The sequence below is a fragment of the Streptomyces hygroscopicus genome (assembly GCF_026168105.1).
GTDB classification, from domain to species: Bacteria; Actinomycetota; Actinomycetes; order Streptomycetales; family Streptomycetaceae; genus Streptomyces; species Streptomyces hygroscopicus_D.
The window spans coordinates 158672-178588 of the sequence record NZ_LBMW01000006.1; the positions used below are offsets into that span (position 1 = coordinate 158672).

General features: G+C 70.6%; 20 protein-coding genes. 15 read left to right on the plus strand and 5 right to left on the minus strand.

Going from position 1 to position 19917, the window contains the following annotated elements; all coding sequences use genetic code 11:
* Nucleotides 1-167 precede the first annotated feature (167 nt).
* On the minus strand, nucleotides 168-539 hold the full coding sequence (locus tag AAW14_RS09050) for a winged helix-turn-helix domain-containing protein (RefSeq protein WP_265561797.1): 372 nt from the start codon (nucleotides 537-539) through the stop codon (nucleotides 168-170).
* Nucleotides 540-689: 150 nt separating this feature from the next.
* On the opposite strand from AAW14_RS09050, the gene AAW14_RS09055 reads away from it, so the two are divergent.
* From AAW14_RS09055 to AAW14_RS09115, 13 genes are all read left to right on the plus strand, one after another.
* Nucleotides 690-1046 carry a hypothetical protein gene (locus tag AAW14_RS09055; protein ID WP_265561799.1) on the plus strand — a complete coding sequence of 119 codons (357 nt, stop codon included), beginning with the start codon at nucleotides 690-692 and terminating at the stop codon, nucleotides 1044-1046.
* Between the two features lie 2 nt (nucleotides 1047-1048).
* A complete protein-coding gene (locus AAW14_RS09060) occupies nucleotides 1049-2401 on the plus strand; it encodes an FtsK/SpoIIIE domain-containing protein (protein ID WP_265561801.1) in 1353 nt (450 codons plus the stop codon).
* 203 nt (nucleotides 2402-2604) lie between these two features.
* The gene (locus AAW14_RS09065) at nucleotides 2605-2811 is read left to right on the plus strand and encodes a hypothetical protein (RefSeq protein WP_265561803.1); all 207 of its coding nucleotides are present in this window, start codon (nucleotides 2605-2607) and stop codon (nucleotides 2809-2811) included.
* Nucleotides 2811-3500, plus strand: a complete 690-nt coding sequence (locus tag AAW14_RS09070) for a DUF2637 domain-containing protein (protein WP_265561805.1) — start codon at nucleotides 2811-2813, stop codon at nucleotides 3498-3500. The genes AAW14_RS09065 and AAW14_RS09070 overlap by 1 nt, the downstream gene beginning before the upstream one ends.
* A gap of 21 nt (nucleotides 3501-3521) precedes the next feature.
* Nucleotides 3522-3713 (plus strand): mobile element transfer protein, encoded by a 192-nt coding sequence (locus AAW14_RS09075; protein ID WP_265561807.1) that lies wholly within the window; start codon nucleotides 3522-3524, stop codon nucleotides 3711-3713.
* A gap of 13 nt (nucleotides 3714-3726) precedes the next feature.
* Complete coding sequence (locus AAW14_RS09080; protein ID WP_265561809.1) at nucleotides 3727-3882, plus strand: hypothetical protein; 156 nt, start codon at nucleotides 3727-3729, stop codon at nucleotides 3880-3882.
* Between the two features lie 24 nt (nucleotides 3883-3906).
* Entirely contained in the window at nucleotides 3907-4221 is a 315-nt protein-coding gene (locus AAW14_RS09085; RefSeq protein ID WP_265561811.1) for a SpdD-like protein, read from the plus strand.
* Nucleotides 4222-4314: 93 nt separating this feature from the next.
* Nucleotides 4315-4866, plus strand: coding sequence for a GGDEF domain-containing protein (locus tag AAW14_RS09090; protein WP_265561813.1), 552 nt, complete (start codon nucleotides 4315-4317; stop codon nucleotides 4864-4866).
* 85 nt (nucleotides 4867-4951) lie between these two features.
* Entirely contained in the window at nucleotides 4952-5134 is a 183-nt protein-coding gene (locus tag AAW14_RS09095) for a hypothetical protein (protein WP_265561815.1), read from the plus strand.
* Nucleotides 5134-5346 (plus strand): hypothetical protein, encoded by a 213-nt coding sequence (locus AAW14_RS09100; protein WP_265561817.1) that lies wholly within the window; start codon nucleotides 5134-5136, stop codon nucleotides 5344-5346. Before AAW14_RS09095 ends, AAW14_RS09100 begins: the two co-directional genes overlap by 1 nt.
* A complete protein-coding gene (gene repSA, locus AAW14_RS09105) occupies nucleotides 5346-6722 on the plus strand; it encodes a replication initiator protein RepSA (RefSeq protein ID WP_265562009.1) in 1377 nt (458 codons plus the stop codon). Before AAW14_RS09100 ends, repSA begins: the two co-directional genes overlap by 1 nt.
* Before the next feature lie 2 nt (nucleotides 6723-6724).
* A complete protein-coding gene (locus AAW14_RS09110) occupies nucleotides 6725-6922 on the plus strand; it encodes a helix-turn-helix transcriptional regulator (protein ID WP_265561819.1) in 198 nt (65 codons plus the stop codon).
* Complete coding sequence (locus AAW14_RS09115; RefSeq protein WP_265561821.1) at nucleotides 6922-8157, plus strand: tyrosine-type recombinase/integrase; 1236 nt, start codon at nucleotides 6922-6924, stop codon at nucleotides 8155-8157. Before AAW14_RS09110 ends, AAW14_RS09115 begins: the two co-directional genes overlap by 1 nt.
* A 56-nt stretch (nucleotides 8158-8213) precedes the next feature.
* On the opposite strand, the gene AAW14_RS09120 is transcribed toward AAW14_RS09115, so the two are convergent.
* The 4 genes from AAW14_RS09120 to AAW14_RS09135 form a co-directional block, all read right to left on the minus strand.
* On the minus strand, nucleotides 8214-8645 hold the full coding sequence (locus tag AAW14_RS09120) for a hypothetical protein (protein WP_265561823.1): 432 nt from the start codon (nucleotides 8643-8645) through the stop codon (nucleotides 8214-8216).
* Nucleotides 8646-8772: 127 nt separating this feature from the next.
* Nucleotides 8773-10302 carry an alpha/beta hydrolase gene (locus tag AAW14_RS09125; protein ID WP_265561825.1) on the minus strand — a complete coding sequence of 510 codons (1530 nt, stop codon included), beginning with the start codon at nucleotides 10300-10302 and terminating at the stop codon, nucleotides 8773-8775.
* A gap of 167 nt (nucleotides 10303-10469) precedes the next feature.
* The gene (locus tag AAW14_RS09130) at nucleotides 10470-12032 is read right to left on the minus strand and encodes an alpha/beta hydrolase (protein ID WP_265561827.1); all 1563 of its coding nucleotides are present in this window, start codon (nucleotides 12030-12032) and stop codon (nucleotides 10470-10472) included.
* Between the two features lie 129 nt (nucleotides 12033-12161).
* Nucleotides 12162-15143: a lysylphosphatidylglycerol synthase domain-containing protein gene (locus AAW14_RS09135; protein WP_265561829.1), complete on the minus strand. Its 2982-nt coding sequence runs from the start codon at nucleotides 15141-15143 to the stop codon at nucleotides 12162-12164.
* 186 nt (nucleotides 15144-15329) lie between these two features.
* Between AAW14_RS09135 and AAW14_RS09140 the strand changes: the two genes are divergently transcribed.
* Nucleotides 15330-15695, plus strand: coding sequence for an MGMT family protein (locus tag AAW14_RS09140; RefSeq protein WP_322741031.1), 366 nt, complete (start codon nucleotides 15330-15332; stop codon nucleotides 15693-15695).
* Nucleotides 15696-16009: 314 nt separating this feature from the next.
* Nucleotides 16010-19696 carry an ATP-dependent helicase gene (locus AAW14_RS09145; protein WP_416223278.1) on the plus strand — a complete coding sequence of 1229 codons (3687 nt, stop codon included), beginning with the start codon at nucleotides 16010-16012 and terminating at the stop codon, nucleotides 19694-19696.
* Nucleotides 19697-19917 lie beyond the last annotated feature (221 nt).

Below are 19917 nucleotides of genomic sequence, written 5' to 3' on the forward strand. Positions count from 1 at the left end.
GTCCGACCGGTCCTAGCGTTGCTGACAGGCCAAGGGGCTGTCAGACCGAATGGGCAACGGAAGGGTTGTGACCGTGCTGACCCCGGCAGAGAAGCGAGAACTGATCAAGCAGTTAAGAGGACTTGGTGAGGAGCTGGCGGAGATCGCGCGTCGAGCTAACGCCTTGGTCATCGCCCTTGCGCCTGCTGCCGAACCAGGTCCTCCAACTGGTCCATCCGCTCAGCAAGACGGCGTACGTCCCGACGGACCTCCGAGAGGTACTCAGTGATCTGCTCGAACTCCGGGCTGCGCTTGGCGGATCTGCCTTCGCTCGGCAACGCGGCGAAGCTGCCCTTGCCCTGGTGAGAGATCGCGTAGCCATCCTCGCGGAGACGCGCGATGGCTTGCCGGGCGACGGTGCGCGATACGGAATGTTCCGCCATCAACTCTGTCTCTGACGGCAGCTTCTCTCCCGGTGCGAGTTCTCCGTCGCGGATCCGGCGCTTGAACTCGTCGGCGATCTGCAAGTACGCGGCCCGCCCGGCAGTGAAGTCGGCCATAGCCCCTCTCCATGGTTGTCGTACCTAGTGCAGCACATCGCGCCGACAGACGTCGAGACAGTCACTTGACACACCAAGTAGCACAGGTTCATGCTCTACTCCAAGATGACGTACTAAGTACGTCAAGTTGATCGATTCGAGGAGCGCTTCATGCGTCAGATTCCCGTCGACACCTCTGCCGCGACCGTGATGGTCGCCAAGACCCCGCAGCCCAAGGTCAAGGACCGCCGTACGGGCGAGATCGCGACCGACGCCGAGACCGGCGCGAAGCTGATGACCGTGGACGTGATGTTCGCGGCGAACGACCAAGTCGAGATCCTTTCCATCGCCGTCCCCGAACCCGGCATCTCCGGTGAGCTGTCCATGGGCACTCCGGTCGCGCTCACCGGCCTGATCGCCCGGCCCTGGGAGAACGACTTCAACGGCCAGAAGCGACATGGCATCGCGTTCCGCGCGGTCGCTGTCACCTCGCTCGCCGCCGGTGCCGCGAAGCCCAAGGCGGCCTGACCATGACCGCCTTCACAGTCGCGCTCGTGCTGGTCGTCGCCACTGCGGGTCTCCTGCGGTGGCGGCGCCCCGCCTGGTACTGGATGACCTTCGGGGTCACCGTCGCCACGGTGCGGGTCCTGGTCCGCTACGCCTCGGTCATGGATGCCTGTGGGCTGACCGTCCCGCCCGCGCGCTGGCGCCTGGCCTTAGCCCGGGCGACCAATCGGCCCGTTCCGGAGTCTCGCCCGCCGCGCATCCTGCGGCTTCGACCGACCCGGACCGGCTTGGGCCTTCGGCTCAAGCTCCGGCCCGGCCAGGACGCCTTCGACGTCGCCGCCGCCACTGACCGGCTGCGGCACTCCTTCGGGATGTACGGCGTCACCTCGCGTGAGCTGCGCTCGGGCGTGGTCGAGGTGCGGATGACCGGCTACGACGTGCTCAAGCGGGTGCAGATGCCCGCCAACACCGACACGCGCCTGATGCGGGTCCCGGTCGCCCTGCGCGAGGACGGCTCGATCCACTACCGGGACTACCAGGCGATACCCCACGCGCTCACCCTGGGCGCCACCGAGTCCGGCAAATCCGTCTACCAGCGCAACCTGGTCGCCGGGCTGGCCCCGATGGATGTCGCCCTCGTGGGCATCGACTGCAAACAGGGGGTGGAACTGTTCCCACTGGCTCGCCGGTTCTCCGCACTCGCTGACAATCCCGATACCGCCGCCGAACTCCTCGACGCGCTCGTTACCCGCATGGAGGGCGTGTACCAGCTCATCCGCGCCGAGCAGCGCATCACCTCCGGCGTCCCCGACGCGGAGATCGCCGCTGACATCTGGGACCTGCCCGAGGATTTGCGCCCCACTCCGATAGTGGTCCTGGTCGACGAGGTCGCCGAACTCGCGCTGAGCACGAAGAAGAACGACCCGCGCCGTGACCGGATCATTAGGGCGCTGGTCCGTCTCGCCCAGCTCGGCCGCGCCGCTGGCATCTACCTCGAAATCTGCGGGCAGCGCTTCGGCTCCGAACTCGGCGACGGCATCACCATGCTCCGTGCCCAGCTCACCGGCCGGACCGCCCACCGCGTCAACGACGAAACCTCCGCCAAGATGGCTTTCGGCGATATCTCCGCGGACGCCGTCCTGGCTGCGATCCAGATCCCCGCGGAGATGCGCGGCGTCGCCATCGCGGGCGACTCTACCGGCGGCTGGCACCGCATCCGCGCCCCGCACACCTCGCTCCGCCAGGCCGTCAACACCTGCAACCGGCACGCCGACCTGACCCCGGACCTGCCCGAACTGGCACCGTTCCGGCCCGCGCTGACCGGTACTCCTGCGGCCCCGGTGCCGCTGTCCAAGACAGCTCCCGTCAGGGCCTGACCATCCCCTCCTTCGGTTGGCGTGACCGCCTTCGCGCCAAGTCCCTACCCCACCCATGCCTGATCACAGGAAGGACCCGGATGTTCTGCGAGCACTGCGGCGATCTCGATGGCGCCGAGACCGGCATCGATCACGACGAACGCGACTGCCCCTGGTACCAGGCCGAAGCCGACGACACCGACAACCGGGAGGACTGACCCGCCATGTGCCCCAACTGCGAGGACTTCGCCCGCACCGTGCTCCTGCTCGGCCAACTCGCCCTCTACGCCGACATGACCGGCGCAGACCTCGACTTCGTGGACGCCATCAGCCCCTCCTTGGCCGCCTCGCTGCCCGAGCCCCCGCCCGGCACGTTCCCGCCCGGCTACGACCCCAACGACGGCCCCGACTACCCCGCCGTGGGCTCCTGATGGCCCGCGCCGCCCTCCGCGTGGACGCCGTCCTGGTCCAGGCCATCATCGCCGGAGCCCTCTCCTTCGCCCACCTACACGACCTCGCCGCCGCTGCCGGGCAAGACGGATGGAAGGCATGGGCCTACCCGGTCAGCGTCGACCTGCTCCTGGTCGCCGCCTGGCGACGCCTCCGCAGCGACGGCCCGTCCCGGCTCGCCTGGTCCTGGTTCCTGATCGCTCTGTTCGCCTCCCTCGGCGCGAACATCGCCACCGCCGGATTCCTCGACCTGGCCAACCCGCCCGGCCTGCTCCGCCTCGGCATCGCCGGATGGCCCGCCCTCGCCTTCCTCGGCGGCACCCTCCTCGCACACTCGGCCAAGCACCCCGCGCCGGTTCCGCCGACACCCGCCCCGAGCCAGGGAGCCGACACCGTCACCGAGCCGGCGCCGCAGACGGAACCCGAACCGGCGCCAGAGACCGAGACCACATCGGCCCCGGCAGACGAAACCCCCGCCGCTCCTGCCGCCGTCTGTGTCCCGGCTCCGGCCCCGGCGCCTGCGGTTCCGGCGGTGCTGGTCGACCACGCCCGCAAAGTCGCCGACGAATACCGCACCCGAACCGGCTCCCCGATCGACACCGACACCCTGCGCACCCGCCTCGGCGTCCCGCCCCACCTCGCCGACGCCATCGCCGCCCACCTCGCCTGACCTGAAAGGAGACCACCGGCCATGCCCTCCCGCGAGCACTTCCACTCCGTGATGCAGATCGGCCCGGTGCAGATCGGCACCCACCGCGACCGCAACGGCCAGACCAAACACGCCGCCGTGTGCACCGCCGATCGCTGCGGCTGGTCCGCCGACTTCTCAAGCCAGTCCGCCGCGCAGCTCGCCGCCCGCACCCACCGCTGCCGCGTCCGCTAGGAGACCACCCGCCATGCAGGTCCCCCTCTGGCTCGCCCTGATCGTCGTCGGCTACCTCGGCGTCAAGCTCATCCGCCCGCCCTGGTGGCTCGTCGCCGTCCTGCTTCTGGGCGGCTACCTCCTCGCCGACAGCATCTTCGCCCCCGTGATCAACACCGCCGTCAAGTAACCACCCCAAGAAGGGAGATCGACAATGCTCCGGCCCAAAGTCCCGACGATGCCCACACCGACCGGCATCGTCACACCGCCCGCCGTCATCGAGCCGACCACCGTGGTGAAGCCATCAACGGCTCCCTCGCCCGCTCCCGTCGCCCCGGCCCCTAAGCGACCCACCATCCAGCTCACCCCCGGCGCCGTGCTCGCCCTCGCGGGCGGCGGCACGGCCGTGGTCCTGGTCGTCGGTACCGTCCTGGTCTCCATGCTCCTCGCGGTCGCCATCACCGCCGCCTCGGTCGCCGTCTGCGCCCTGGTCCTCCGCTCGCTCATGTCCTCGCAGCACCGCCGCTGAACGGTCTCAGAAGCGACGCACAAGCCGCCAGCACGCCGCCGCCCCTGAGACCGGTATCGGCAAGCCAACCGCCATCGCCAAAGGGAGAACGTCATGGACCTGCACATAGCCACGACCGTGGCGCCGTTACTCGGCTGGGCCGTGCACGGCAGCATCCTCGCCCACCGCCTCGCCTCCGCCCGCCGCGACCCACTCACCGGCCTGCACACCCGCGCCGGATGGACCGCCCGCGCCGAACACTGCATCCGCCGGCACCCGCACGCCGCCGTCCTCCTGGTCGACCTCGACCACTTCAAGACCCTGAACGACACCCACGGCCACGCCGCCGGGGACGCCGCCCTGGTCGAGACCGCCGACCGGCTGCGCACCTGGTGCGGACGCAACGGCACCGCTGGCCGCTTGGGCGGAGACGAGTTCGTCGCCGTGGTCCCGGACCTGGCCGCCGCCGATATCGACGCGCTCACCGCCACACTTCACCGGCCACTGCCCTACGACGGCGCATCTCTGCCGCTGGCCGCCTCCGTCGGCTCCTGCGCCCTCGCCGATCTGCCAGTGCGCACCCTGACCGACGCGCTCGCCGCCGCCGACGCAGCCATGTACGCGACCAAAGGCCGTAGCCGCCGGAGCTCCCGGATCTCCCGCTGACCGGCCACCGGGTGGCGCACAAGCCGCCAAGCACGCCGCCACCCGGGGCCGTTCCTTCCAACCGCAATCGAAAGGAACCACCATCATGGCCCACCGAATCCCGCCCACAGCGAGGATCTGCCCGGCCTGCGACGGCTTCGCCTCCGTCGCCATCACCCTCGGTGGCCGCGACACCCACGGCCATCTCCGCACCATCACCGCCCACTGCCCGGCCTGCCACGGCACCGGCACGGCCCGTCGCGTACGGCTGCAGGAGGTGAACTCCTGATGCCTCGACGCTGGAGCCGCGGAGTCGACCGCATCCTGTCCGACGGACTGGACGGCGAGTACGACCGCTTGAAGAAGACCGCCAAAGCCCACCAGGTGCACGACACTCAGCGAACGGCAAAGCCCGCCCGCAGTGGCCGCACCCCCAACAACGGGTCCGCCCCCGCCAGCAACAACGCCAACACCCCGCAGAAGCGAGGATGGCGCCGTTGATCCCCGAGACACTCAGGGACCCCGCCACCCTCGGCGACCTGCTGAGGGTGGCTTCGGCTCCCGACTTCCACCGCTGGGAAGACCAGATCCGCCGCACCGGAGGCTGCGCCAACCCCATCCGCCTGCGTGGCTGGACACTTCACAAGGACAAGGTCAGCGGCGAGACCCTGCACCACTACAACACCGAGAACGAGCCCGGCGGATGCCTGCGCATTGCCTGCGGCAACCGCCGTGCCTCCCGCTGCCCTTCCTGCGCCTTCACCTACGCGGGCGACACCTACCACCTCATCCGCGCGGGCCTGGCCGGAGACGACCGCCGGGAGATCCCCACCACCGTCCGCGACCACCCCCGCGTCTTCGCCACCCTCACCGCCCCATCCTTCGGCCAGGTCCACAACCGTCCCGACCGAGGCAACTGCCGCTGCGGGACCCGGCACCCCGCCGACGATCCCGCCCTCGGCACCGCCCTCGACCCGGAGACATACGACTACGCGGGCGCCGTCCTCTTCAACAACCACGCGGGCGATCTCTGGCAGCGCTTCACCACCCGACTGCGTCGCGAGATCGCTGCCCGCGCTGGGCTCACCCGCCGCGAGCTTGCCGAGCACCTGCGGGTCTCGTACGGCAAGGTCGCCGAGTTCCAGAAGCGCGGTGCCCTCCACTTCCATGCCGTGATCCGCCTCGACGGCCCAGAAGGACCGAACAGCCCGCCCCCGGCCTGGGCGACGATCGATCTCCTCGCCGACGCGATCCGAGCAGCTGCCGCGCACTCGTACACATCGGTCTCGGTCCCGGCCGCCGAGGACCAACCGGCCCGTACGTTCCGCTGGGGCGCCCAACTCGACGTCCGGCCCGTGAAGGCCTTCGGCGACGGCTCCGAGATCACGGAACAGGCCGTCGCGTCCTACGTCGCCAAATACGCCACCAAGGCCGCCGAGAACACCGGCAGCCTGGACCGCCGCATCGGCGAACTCTCCGAACTCGACCGCCATCAGGTCCCCGACCACACCCGGCGCCTCATCGAGGCCTGCAAGATGCTCGACCCGCTGTACCCGGAGCGCCGCCTGTGGGCCTGGGCGCACATGCTCGGCTTCCGCGGCCACTTCTCCACCAAGTCCCGCCAGTACTCGACCACCCTCGGCGCCCTCCGCCAGGAACGCGCCGACTACCGCGCCGCCCAGGAACGGCAAGCGCTCGGCCTGGACGACTGCGAGCCGGACACCGTCCTGGTCCTGGCCGACTGGCAGTACGCCGGACACGGCCACACCCCCGGTGAATCCGCGCTCGCCGCCACCATCGCCCGTGACGTCCAGCTCAACCGCGAGACCGCTCGCGAGGCCCTACGCGACCGACTCACCGACGAAAGGGAGTGCTGACCATGGCCTCAGAGCTGCCGAACCGGTTCCTGACCCCTGAGGACCTGGTCGAGATGTTCGAGCTCCCCAGCGTCGAGACGGTCTACCAGTGGCGCCGGAAGCACAGCGGCCCGCGCGGCTTCCGGGTCGGCCGGCACCTGCGCTTCGACCCGGAGGACGTACGGGCCTGGGTGGACGCCCAGCTTGGGGAGGCTGCCTGATGGCTGGGCACATCCAAGACCGCTGGTACAAGACCGAGCCTGGACCCAACGGCAAGGCTGTCAAGGTCAAGACCGAGCGATACGGCGTCGGCCTGCGCTACCGCGCCCGCTACATCGGCCCCGACGGCACCGAGAAGTCCAAGAGCTTCCCCGACCGTCAGAAGCGGCTCGCTGAGCAGTGGCTCGCGCAGATCGAGGCGGACATGACGCGCGGGCAGTTCATCGACCCGCAAGCCGGTCGCCTCACAGTTCGACAGCATGCCGAACGCTGGTTGGCGTCGCTCACCATGGACCCCGGCACGTTCGTGGGCACCGAGCAGCGCATCCGCCTGCACGTCCTCCCGTACCTGGGCAGTCGCACGCTGGGCTCGCTCCGGCCGACGCACATCCGTGAGTGGCTGCGGAAGCTGCAGGACGGGGGAGTGGCGCCCGCCTATCAGCGGGTGATCTTCGCGAATCTCTCGACCATGCTCACGGCGGCTGTCGACGACCGGCTGATACCCGAGAACCCCTGCCGTTCCTCGTCCGTGCGTGCGCCGAAGCTCGACCCTCGCCGGGTTGTTCCATGGCCGCGTGAGCGCGTGTTCGCGGTTCGCTCGGCCCTGCCGGAGCGGTACCGGGCCATGGTGGATTTGGCTGGCGGTTGCGGTCTGCGTCAGGGCGAGGTCCTGGGCCTGGCGGTCGAAGACATCGACTTCATCGAGGGCGTGATTCATGTGGTCCGCCAGGTCAAGCTCATCCGTAACCGCCCGGTGTTCGCGCCGCCCAAGGGCACCAGGACCCGCACGGTCCCGCTGCCTGAGAGCGTCGCTCGATCGCTCGAGGAGCGCGTCAGCCAGCATCCGCCCGCGGCTGTAACGCTGCCATGGCGGGCGGTCGACGGTGCGCCGGTCACGGCTTCACTGCTCTTCCACAGGGATCAGGGCCGCCCGGTCAACCGTAACGACTTCAACCGCTGGACCTGGCACCCGGCTCTTGCTGCGGCGGGCGTCCCTCGCGGCCGGGCAAGCGGGATGCACGCGTTGAGGCACTTCTACGCCTCGGTACTGCTGGACGCGGGGGAGAGCATCAAGGCTGTGTCCCAGTACCTGGGGCACCACGACCCGGGCTTCACGCTGCGCACGTACACGCACCTGATGCCCAGCAGCGAGAAGCGGACCCGAGAGGCAGTGAACCGGGCCTTCGCGGACGGCCCGGACACCGAGGACGGCCCCACGACGGCCCAGGAGGGTTGAGGAGGGAGGAAACGCGCAGGTCAGCCGGTACACGTCCTGACTTGCCGGTGTACTGATCACTGGTCTGCCTGACCAGCGAGGCTGAAGAAGCCCACGGCTCTGACCAGTTCAGATGCCGTGGGCCTCTTTGTGCCCCTTACTGTGGTCAGGGTCGCTGCGCCGCAGCGCCGAGGTCTCTCCCGTCCAGAACCTCGATACCCACGACGACCGTTGCGGTCGGAACCCACGACGACCGTTGCGGTCGGATCGAGACCGAGCCAGATCACGGGCTCATCGCCCTCTTCCAGCTCGCAGAGGTAGGGCGTGTGTGAACCCTGTGGCGCGGTGAGGAGATTGCGGCAGGCGGGCGTGCAGGTGCACACGCCGTGGTAACGCAAGGTCGGGACCTGCTCGATCAGGGCCGTGTCATCAGGGTCGAGCAAGCGCAGGATGTCGGCGGTGATCTCCGGAAAGACGTCCGCGAACAGCGGTGGACCTCCGGCGATCATGGCGCCGTGGGGGTTGCGCGCTCCCGAGTGGGGTCGAAGCCCGGCAGCAGGGCCGGAGCCTCCGGGCGCCGGGCAGGTAGCGGAAGTGCCGGACCGGATTCTGCGGTGTCCGAAGCCCTCGCCGTCGTCATGAGCACACCGTGCCGTCCTTCGGAACCGTCCCGTCCAGGACATACGCGTTGACCGTGGAGTCCACGCAGTCGCTCCCGCTTCCGTACGCCCCATGACCCTCGCCCTTCCAGGTGAGTTCGACGCCGATGCCCTTGCCCAGTCCGTCGGCCATCCTGCGGGCGCCTTCGTACGGCGTCGCCGGATCGCCGGTGTTGCCCACCACCAGCATGGGCGCCGCTCCCGCCGCGCTGACCTCCGGGTGGTCGAACTGCCCGGCCACCGGCCAGTCGTGACACCAGCCGGCCGTGTCCCAGCCGAGGAAGTCACCGAACACGGGTGAGATCTTCTCGAACTCCGGCAGCAGCTTCTTGATCGCATCGGGCGTCGGCCGCTGTCTGTCGTCGAGGCAGGATATGACTCGTTGCGCATGCGTCGTCGTGCCGTAGTGACCCGAGGAATCCCGCTCGTTGTACTCGTCGGCCAGCCGCAGCAGTTCCGTACCGTCGCCGGTCTCGGCCGAGCGGAGCGCGCTGGTGAGCAGGGGCCAGCCCGCCTTGCTGTAGAGCGGTAGCACGATGCCGGTCAGGGCCAGGGTCTGGGTGAGTTTGCGGCCGGACGACGTCGGCAGTGGCTTGGCGTCGATCCGCTTCAGCAGGTCCGCGATCTTCTGTGAACCCTGCTTCGGATCCTGTCCGGTCGACTTGAGGTAGTCGTCCAGCGCGCGCTGGAAGCCACGGGTCTGGTTCTTTGCGTGGCCCACACTGTCGGCGGTCGGGTCGACGACGGCGTCCAGCACCAGGCGCCCGACGTTCTTCGGGAACAAGTGTGCGTACACACCGCCCAGTTCGGTGCCGTAGGAGATGCCGAAGTAGTGCATCGTCCGGTCGCCCAGGACCTGGCGCATCAGGTCCATGTCGCGTGCGGTGTCGGTCGTCGAGACGTGCGAGAGCAGCGGCCCGGCCGCCTTGGCGCAGCCCTTGCCGAAGGCGGCGGCGTCGCCGAGGTAGGTCTTCTCCTCGGCGGAGTCGTCAGGTGTCGCGTCGATGCTCTCGGCTGCCTGGATCTCCTTGTCGCCGCGGCAGCGGATCCCCTTGCTGGCACCCACCCCGCGCGGATCCCAGCTCACCAGGTCGTAACGCTCATGGAGCTTGGCGAAGGTACTCGCATAGGAAGGCATCATCGAGACCCCTGAGCCGCCCGGGCCGCCGAAGTTGAACAGGAGCGAGCCGATGCGTCCGCCGCCGCTCGCCCTGGAACGGATCAGTGCCAGACCGATCGTCTCGCCGCCCGGCTTGGCCCAGTCCAGCGGCACCTTCAGTGTCGCGCACTCCCAGTCGCCGCTCGGGGCCGCGGTGCCCCGGCAGCGGCTCCAGCCGAGCTTCTGCGAGGTGAGCGAGGCGGGCAGCCCCGGGGAAGTGGCCGACCGCGACGCCGCCGACGGACCGTCCCCGCCCTTCCCGTCGTCTCCGCCGGACGGACCGCTGCCGCAGCCGGTCAGAAGGACCGCGGCGGCGGCTGCGGCCGTCCACCGTACGAAACGTGACATGCGCACCCCCCTCACGAGCTCTCCGCACGGACTCGCGGGGAGCACTCCGGCCATAGTAGGCGGACCGAGCCAAGCCCATGGCGATCTGTGGATAACCGCCTGACCTGGTTCTTTGCCGTACCTGTCCCCGCCGGGCGGCTCCCGGCGGGGACGAGGGACAGGCGGGTCTAGGAGCAGACGGTGCCGGCCGCAGGAACCCTTCCGTTCAGCAAATAGCTGTTCACGGTGCCCTGCACGCATGTGCTCCCGCTGTCGTACGAGCCGTGGCCCTGGCCCTTGTAGGTCAGCTCGACACCGACACCGTTGCCCAGTGCCTGCACCATCTTCTTCGCGCCCTCGTACGGTGTGGCCGGGTCGCCGGTGTTGCCGACCACGAGGATCGGCGCGGCACCGGGCGCGCTCACCTCCGGGTGACCCGCGGCTCCTGCCACCGGCCAGTCGGTGCAGCTGAGGATGGACCAGGCCAGGAAGTCGCCGAACACCCGGGAGGCGGCCCGGAACTGCGGCAGCTTCGCCTTCACGTCGGCCGGGGTGTACCGCTGCTTCTCGTCCGCACAGTTGATGGAGACGTTCGCTGGGATGAGATTGCTGTACTGGCCGTTCTCGTTGCGTCCGTTCATCGAGTCCGACAGCAGCATCAGCACCTTGCCGTCGCCGGCGTACGCCTGCTGCAGGCCCGTCGTGAGGTACCCCCAGAACTCCTTGGAGTACAGCGCCTGGGCGATGCCGTTGGCAGCGGCGGTCTGGGTCAGCCGACGGGGGAAGATACCGGAGATCGGCTTGCGCTCGAGGTCCCTCAGCAGCTTGACGATCCGGTTCTCGACGTCCTGCGGGGTTTTGCCGACCGGGCACGCGGTGCCCTTAGAGGTGCAGTCCCGGGCGTAGTTGTCGAGAGCGAGCTGGAACCCTTTGGCCTGGCCCAGTGAGCTCTGTGCAGGGTTCAGCGTCGGGTCGACGACGGCGTCCAGCACGGCCCGTCCGACGTTCTTGGGGAACAGGTGCGCGTAGACACCGCCGAGTTCGGTGCCGTACGAGATGCCGAAGTAGTTCAGCTTGGCGTCGCCGAGCACCTTGCGCAGCAGATCCATGTCGCGGGCCGCGTCAGTGGTGCGCACATAGGGCAGTACCGCCCGGGAGTTCTGCCTGCAGGCGTTGTTGAACTGCCTGGTGTTGTTCAGGTACGCCTTCTGCTCGGCCGCGTTGTCCGGGATCGCGTCCTGCTGGAAGTACACGTCGAGCTGTTGGTCGTCCTCGCACTTGACGCCCGCGCTGCCGCCGACCCCGCGGGGGTCGAAGCTCACCAGGTCGTAACGGGTGCGCAGGGTCCCGTAGTCCTGGGCGAAAGCGGGCAGGGTGCTGACTCCGGAGCCGCCGGGACCCCCGAAGTTGAAGATGAGCGATCCGATCCGATTGCTCGGCGGGCCGCTGGCCTTCACCCTGATCAGCGCGATGTCGATCGTGCTGCCGCTTGGACTCTTCCAGTTCAGGGGCGCCTTCATGGTCGCACACTGCCAGCGGCCGCCGTCCGGCAGCGGTGCGGGGGCGCTGCCGCCACCCTCCGCCGCGGAAGGCGCAGGGCAATCCTTCCAGTTCAGCTTCTGACTGGAGAGGTCGCCGTTGGCGGGCAGGGCCCCGTAGGCGGGGCCGGTGGCGCCTCCCGTCAGGAGAGCGGACAGGATGACGGCTGCGGTGGTCAGGGCAGTTGCGCTGATCCTGTGACGATTGGGCATGCTCCCATCGTGGGGCCGCACCGGGCGGTCCGCTCGGGGCGTGGGCCGTGCGGGTGACTGCCGTCTCCGAGGGCCGCGCCGGCGTGGGGCGTCACGCGCGCGTACACGGTCGTTGCCGTGTGCACGGCCTCAGAGCGCCCCCTTGCGCGTCAGATGGTTGAAGAACAGCCATCCCGGCAGTACCGGCAGCCACAGCGTCAGCAGGCGGTACAGCAGGACCGCGGGCGCCGCGACCTCCTTGGGCAGTCCGACGGCGATGAGGCCGACCGTCAGGGTCGCCTCGACCGCGCCCACGCCGCCCGGCGTCGGGGCGGCCGAACCGAGCGCGTTGCCCGCGAGGAAGACGACCGCGACGCTGGCCAGGCTCAGCGTGGTCTTCTCCTCGTGCCCGAACGCCCGGATCGAGGCGTCCAGGCACATCACGAACGACGCGGTCAGCAGCAGCATGCCGCCGATGCCGGTGACCAGCTTCTGCGGTCGCTGCAGCACGTCGAGCATGCGCGGTACGACACCCGCGAACAGAGACCTCACGCGTGTGACGACGAATTTCCGCAGGAACGGCACCGACGTGACGACCAGGACGAGCACCGCGACCGTCAGCAGACCGGCGATGACCGTGCGGGACGGCGACAGGGACGGCGTCTTCTCGGTGCCCGTGAGGTAGCCGAACGAGAGCAGCATCAGGATGTGGCAGCCCAGTCCGAACAGCTGCGAGGCGCCGACGCTCGCCACCGCCAGCCCCGGCCGGACCCCCGCGCGCTGCAGGAAGCGCGTGTTGAGCGCGACACCGCCGACCGCCGCGGGCGCCACGATCTTCACGAACGACCCGGCGACCTGCGCTGCCACGGCCCGCAGGAACGGCACCCGCTCGGGCACGAAGCCCAGCAGTGCCATCGCGGCCGCCAAGTAGCTCAGCGCCGAGAAGAGCACGGCCGCCGCCACCCAGCGCCAGTCCGCGTTGGCGAAGAGAGTGCCGAACTGGATGTGGGTGAGCTGCGTCAGCAGGAAATATGCGCCGATGGCCCCGGCCATGAAGCTGATCAGCGTACGGGGTCGCACACGCTCCAGACGGGCCGGTTCGACCGGCGCCTGGGGCCGGATCCGCAGGACCTGGTGGCGGATCTGCGTGAGCAGGTCCTCCTCGCGTGCCTCCTCCAGCGCCTCGTCGATCGCTCGCTTCTCGGCCCGGTGCGCGGCGCGTTCGGCCTTCTTGTCGGGCTTGTCCAGGGTGACTTTTGCCCCGTCGCCGCCCTCGTCCGGATGGTCCGGCCCGGCCTGCCGGGACGCGTCCAGAACTGCTTCCCGCTCCCGGTGGGCGCGCTCGCGGGCCAGTCTTCTGAGCGTCGCGCGCGTGGAGCGCGTCAGCGCGATCGGCTGCAGCATGGGCAGACAGTCGGCGACCGCGTCCGGGCCGAGCACGCCGACCGCGGACGCCACCGCCCGCTCGGCACCGACCCGCAGCCCGAGCGTGGCCAGCAGCTGAGCGATGTCCATCCGCAGTACCAGGTCGCCGGCCGCGATCTCCCCGCCGCGCAGATCCGTCAGGATCACGGTGCCGGAACGATCCACCACGATGGCGTCGCCGGCGAGCCTGCGGTGTGCGATGCGTCGTGACTGCAGTGCCCGCACCTGGTGCCAGGTGTCGTGCAGCAGTTCGTCGGTGATCTCCTCGTCGGCCAGCTGGTCGAGCGCGCGGCCACCGGTGTGCTCGTAGACGAGCATCACCGCGTCGGGCCCCAGCTCGGAGGTTGCGATCAGCTTGGGCGCGTTGGCTCCGGCTGCGATGGCCGCATACGCGAGGAGCGCCTCCTGCTCGAGGGCCTGGCGCAGCGACTGCAGGCTGCGCCGGGTGGTGATGCCGCGCAGCGTCATTCGCCGCCATACGCGGTAGAAGAAGCCCTGGGCCTGCTGCTCGCGGTCGACGACGGTGACGTCGAGGGGCGGGCCGTCCTCCAGGGTGACGAAGTAGCGCCGGCCGCGGTCGCCGTTGTCCCCGGCGTCGGGCATCTCCTCGCGCGCCGCACTCACGGGCCGGAAGCCCACGGTGCGCAGACCCGCCATCAGGGTCCGCCCGGTGGGCCGTACGTTCGGAGAGCCGACGGCGTACAGCGTCCCGGCCGCGACACTCCAGCCGATCAGCACCGTCAGGACGATCGAGAACGGTGTCGTGTAGCCCGTGACCAGCATCGAGAAGGCGTCGAGCAGCAGCACCACCCACAGCACGGCGCGCCAGCGCGGTCTGCGTGACATGCCCACGGCCGTCATATAGGCGATGACGGGTGCGAGATAGCCGTGCACCGGGTCGGTCAGGGCATGGATGTCGCTGGGGGAGGGTTGGGTGAGCGCCTCCTGGATGGACGGCGGGGCGGCCCTGGCGACCCATAGGTCCGTGGCGAGCGTCACCCCGTGGGCGAGGACCGCCGCGAGGACGCCGTCGGCGATGCGCAGCCCGTCCCGCTTGATCAGCCGTTCGATCGCGAAGGCGACCGGCACCAGGAGGATCGCGATGCTCGACGCCAGACCCGCGATCTTGATCAGCAGATCGGGTGCCTGCCCCGTGCCCTTGTTGATGTCCTGTTCGAGTCCGGAGGTGGTGCCGTGCGCGAACGCGGCGACGGCCAGCAGCACCGCGATCGCGAGCACGCCCACCAGGAGCCGCATCAGATCGGAAGGGCGGTGCACGCGCGCGGGGAGCAGCGGCTCGTCGCCCTCCACCTCATCGGTGTGGTCGCCGTCCGGCCCCGCGGGCTGCTGCGGGTCCCTTACCCGCGGCTCGTCCACCTGAGGTTCGTCATGGGCACGCGCCTTGTCATGCATGGTTTCGCCGACGTGCGCCTTCTCGGGCGCCCCGTCGTCTGTGTTCCGGTCGGAGGCGTTCTCACCCGCACTGTTCCGGTCCGCGGTGCTGTCATCCGCGGTGTCGCGGTCCGCGGTGCTGTCACGCGCGGTGTTTCGGTTCGTGTTGTTCCCGTCCGCGGTGCTGTCACCCGTGGCGTTCCGGTCCGCGGTGTTCCCGTCCGCGGTGCTGTCACCCGTGGCGGCGGTTTCCGGGCGCGACGAATCCTCAGAGGTGCCCGCCGCGCCATCGGGGTGCACGCCCTGCTGCTTCATCGTCTCTTCTTGATCTCGTATCACCAGTCACCGCCCGCACGATGGTGGCATGCCCACCCGACACAGAGGGGCATCAGGGTGCAAATGCGGGGGCGCACAGTCTGCCCGAAGCACCGCGCCGGGGCGAGGGCCACGCTCGGCAGCTCTCACATCACATTGTCGGTGGGGTGCGGCAGGATGGTGCGGATGAGTGAGGAGAGCCTTCCGGCGGACGCCCTGCCGGAATACGCGGAACGGGTCCTTGACCTGGCCGAACATATTCCGCCGGGGCGTGTGATGACCTACGGCGACATGGCCGAGTGGCTGGAGGAGGGCGGCCCGCGCCAGGTGGGCCGCGTCATGGCCCTTTACGGGGGAGCGGTCCCCTGGTGGCGCGTCATCCGCGCGGACGGCGTGCTGCTCCCGGGGCACGAACTGGAGGCCCTGGGCCACTACCGCCAGGAGGGCACCCCGCTGCGCGAGGCCGGCCGCGCGTCCGAGGGCCATATGCCGCGGGTCGACATGAGGCGAGCGAGATGGGACGGCGACGAACGCGCGGAGGGTCACACCTGACAGCTTCGGGCATCGGACGGGCCGAACGGGAACGCGTGGCCCGTTCGGGGGAAGCACGGCACGTCCGTGACATGCCGTACGTTCGTGCAGCGGGGGACACGCGTGACCCGACGGACCCATGGGAACAAGGGGAAGCGATGCCTCCGCGGCACGCGCGGGCGTAGCGTCAAGGGCGCGCGTCACCCTCATCCCTCGGCCACCGCTCTCCTCGCGCGGCCGTCCTCCCACCCGTCTCCCGACCACCGCCTCTCGACGACGGCGCCCGGCGCCGACAGTGACAGCCCCGAGTACGACCACCAGGACCGGCGAACCACGTGAGCTCCTCTTCCTCCACCAGGCGCCTGCCGCACCCCCAGGTGCGGCAGGGCAGTCGTGGCGCTTACCGGCTGGTGCGTACCCCGCCTGCCAGGGTGGCTCCTCCTCGACTGGACGCCGCACAGCGGGCGGTGGTTGACCATGAGGCCGGTCCGCTGCTCGTCCTCGCGGGCCCGGGCACCGGCAAGACGACCACGCTCGTCGAGTCCGTGGCCGCAAGGATCGCCCGCGGGGGCGACCCGGAGCGCATCCTGGTGCTGACATTCAGCCGCAAGGCCGCCGTCGACCTGCGCGACCGGATGGCGCTGCGGATCGGGGCGGCACACGCCCCGCAGGCCTCCACGTTCCACTCGTTCTGCTACGCCCTGATCCGCGCCCACCAGGACACCGACCTATTCGTCGAGCCCCTGCGCCTGCTGTCCGGTCCCGAGCAGGACGTGACGGTGCGCGAACTGCTTGCCGGCCAGCCCGACCTCGAGCGCCTGGGCCTCGCGCACGTGCGCTGGCCCGACGAGTTGCGTGCCTGTCTGACCACGCGCGGCTTCGCCGACGAAGTTCGCGCCGTGCTGGCCCGCAGCCGCGAACTCGGCCTCGGCCCGGACGCCCTCCGCCGCTTCGCCGCGCGCATCGGCCGCCCCGACTGGGAGGCCGCGTCCGCCTTCCTCGCCGAGTACCTGGACGTCCTCGACCTCCAGGGAGTGATCGACTACGCGGAGCTGGTCCACCGCGCGGTGCTGCTGGCCCGCCGTCCCCGGATCGCCGAGCGGCTGGCCGGGCAGTACGACGCCGTCTACGTGGACGAGTACCAGGACACCGATCCGGCGCAGGTACGCCTTCTGCGCGCTCTTGCGGGCGGCGGCCGGACCCTGGTGGCCCTCGGCGATCCCGACCAGTCGATCTACGCTTTCCGGGGGGCCGACGTGGGCGGCATCCTCGACTTCCCGTACGCCTTCCCGCGCGCCGACGGCGCACCGGCACCCGTGGAGGTCCTCAGGACGTCCCGCCGCTCCGGCACCGCCCTCCTGTCCGCCACCCGCCTGCTGACCCGGCGCATGCCGCTGACCCGCCTTCCGGCGGAGAAGGTGCGCGCCCACCGGGAACTCGCCGCGGTGCATGACGGGGGGCGCGTCGAGGTCTACACGTATCCCACCCCCGGCACGGAGCTGGACAACATCGCCGACATCCTGCGGCGAGCGCACCTGGAGGACGGTGTCCCGTGGGGCGAGATGGCCGTCCTGGTGCGCGCCGGAGCCCGCACGCTCCCGACGGTGCGCCGCGTCCTCACAGCCGCCGGGGTTCCCCTGGACATCGACGGCGACGACCTGCCGCTGCGCCACGAACCCGCGGTGACGCCTCTGCTGACGGCCCTGCGCGCGGTGGCGCGGGCAGAGGCGTCGGGCAGGGACGACGGCGTGCACGCGCGTGCGCACACCTCGGCGGAAGACGTACGCGTGCGTGCGCACACCTCGGCGGAAGACGGCGTACGCGCGCGTGCGCACGACCCGGACGAGGAGGACGGGGCAGGAACCCGTGCGCACGCCCCGAACGTGGACGACGAGGTAGGGGCCCGTGCCTGCGCTCCTGACGAGGACGGCGTGGCATGCGAGAGTGCGTGCGCTCCTGACGCGGGTGCGGACAGCGAGGTACGCGCGCCTGCGGACGCCCGGTCCAAGGACGACGGGGTACGCGCGGGTGCCTTCGCCCCGGGCGAGGACTCCGAAGCGACTGCCGACACCCCGGACGCGGAAACGGATGCCGCGGTTCAGGCGGACGTCGCCGACGACGAGGCGGGCGCCGAGGCGTGCTGGCTCGACACCGAGACCGCGCTCACCCTCCTCACCTCCCCGCTCGCAGGCATGGACACCGCGGACCTGCGTCGCCTGGGCCGTGCCCTGCGCGAGGAGGAGCGGGCCGCGGGCAACCCCGTTCCGCCGCCCTCCGACGAACTGCTCGCGCGGGCGCTGGCCGAGCCCGAACGCCTGGTGGCGCACGACCCGGCGTATGCGCGGGGGGCCCAGCGCCTCGGCGCACTGCTCCGGAAGGCGCGTGAGCGGCTGGCGGGCGGCGGCACGGCGGAGGAGGCCCTGTGGGAGCTGTGGGACGGCACACCCTGGCCGAGACGCCTGGAGAGTGCCTCCCGGCGCGGCGGCGCGGCCGGGCGCAACGCGGACCGCGATCTCGACGCCGTGTGCGCCCTGTTCGCGACCGCCGCGCGGGCCGAGGAGCGCACCGGCGGGCGCGGCGCCCTCAACTTCCTGGAGGAGATCGAGGCCCAGGACATCGCCGCCGACACGCTCACCCGCCGGGCCGTCCGCCCCGACGCCGTACGCCTGATGACCGCGCACCGCTCCAAGGGCCTGCAGTGGCGCCTGGTCGTCGTCGCGGGCGTCCAGGAAGGCCTGTGGCCCGACCTGCGCCGCCGTGGCTCCCTGCTGGAGGCCGACCGCATCGGCCGTGACGGCCTCGCCGAACCCCTCACTCCTGGCGCCCTGCTGGCCGAGGAACGACGACTGTTCTACGTGGCGTGCACGCGAGCGCGTGAACGCCTGGTCGCCACCGCCGTGAAGGCCCCCGCGGACGACGGCGACCAGCCGTCCCGCTTCCTCGCCGAACTCGGCGTCGAGCCAAGGGACGTCACCGGCCGTCCGCGCCGTCCGCTGTCCGTGGCCGCGCTCGTCGCCGAGCTGCGCGCCACGACCGTCGACCCGCGCGCCTCGGCCGCCTTCAGGGAGGCCGCCGCGCGCCGACTGGCCCGGCTCGCCGCGCTCGCCGACGAGGACGGCCGTCCCCTGGTTCCGTCCGCGCACCCCTACCGCTGGTGGGGTATGTGGGACCCGACCGAGAGCAAGGTGCCGCTGCGCGATCGCGACCAGCCCGTCGTGCTCTCCGGAAGCGCCCTGGACCAGCTCGCCAACACCTGTGCCCTGCAGTGGTTCCTGGGGCGCGAGGTGAAGGCCGACGCGCCGGCGACCGCCGCCCAGGGCATCGGCAACGTGGTGCACGTCCTCGCCGACGAGGTGGCGTCCGGACGCACCCCCGCGGACCTCGCCGTGCTCATGGAGCGCCTCGACTCGGTGTGGAACGCGCTCGCCTTCGACGCGCCGTGGAAGTCCGCGCAGGAGAAGGAGAACGCGCGCGTGGCGCTCGAACGCTTCCTGAGGTGGCACGTGGATTCCAACGGCGTCCGTGACGGCCGCACCCCGGTGGCCAGCGAGCACGACTTCGACGTCACCCTCGAGTCGGGCGACTACCAGGTGCGCATCCGCGGATCCATGGACCGCGTCGAGGCGGACGGCGAAGGTCGCGCCTATGTGGTCGACTTCAAGACCGGCAAGCAGGCACCCAGCGCCGCCGAGGTGGCCCGCCATCCGCAGCTCGCCGTCTACCAGCTCGCCGTGCGCGAGGGCGCCGTCGACGAGGCCTTCGACGGCAGACGCCCGGAGCCGGGCGGTGCCGAACTCGTCCAGCTGAGGCAGGGCGCCGCCAAGAAGGACGGCGGCGAGGGTCTGCCCAAGGTGCAGGCTCAGGAGCCCCTGGCGGGAGAGTGGGTGGGCGAGCTGCTGGCCTCCGCCGCGGGCAAGGTCCTCGACGAGCGCTTCTCGCCGACGACGGGGCAACACTGCACGCACTGCGCGTTCCGGGCCTCGTGCAGCGCGCGGCCGGAGGGCCGTCACGTCGTGGAATGAGGCCGCGTGGAGTGAGGTCGCGTGGGGTGAGGTCGCGTGGGATGAGGCCGCGTGGGGTGAGGCCGCGTGGGGTGAGGCCGCGTGGGGTGAGGCCGCGTGGAATGACGACAGTCGTGGTTTGAGAACGTCTGTGTGATGGATCGCACCACACCTGCCGACCAGCGTTTCTCCGGCTCCGGCAAGCGGTCCGGCATCCGCTGTCAGTGGCCGCCGCTAGCCTC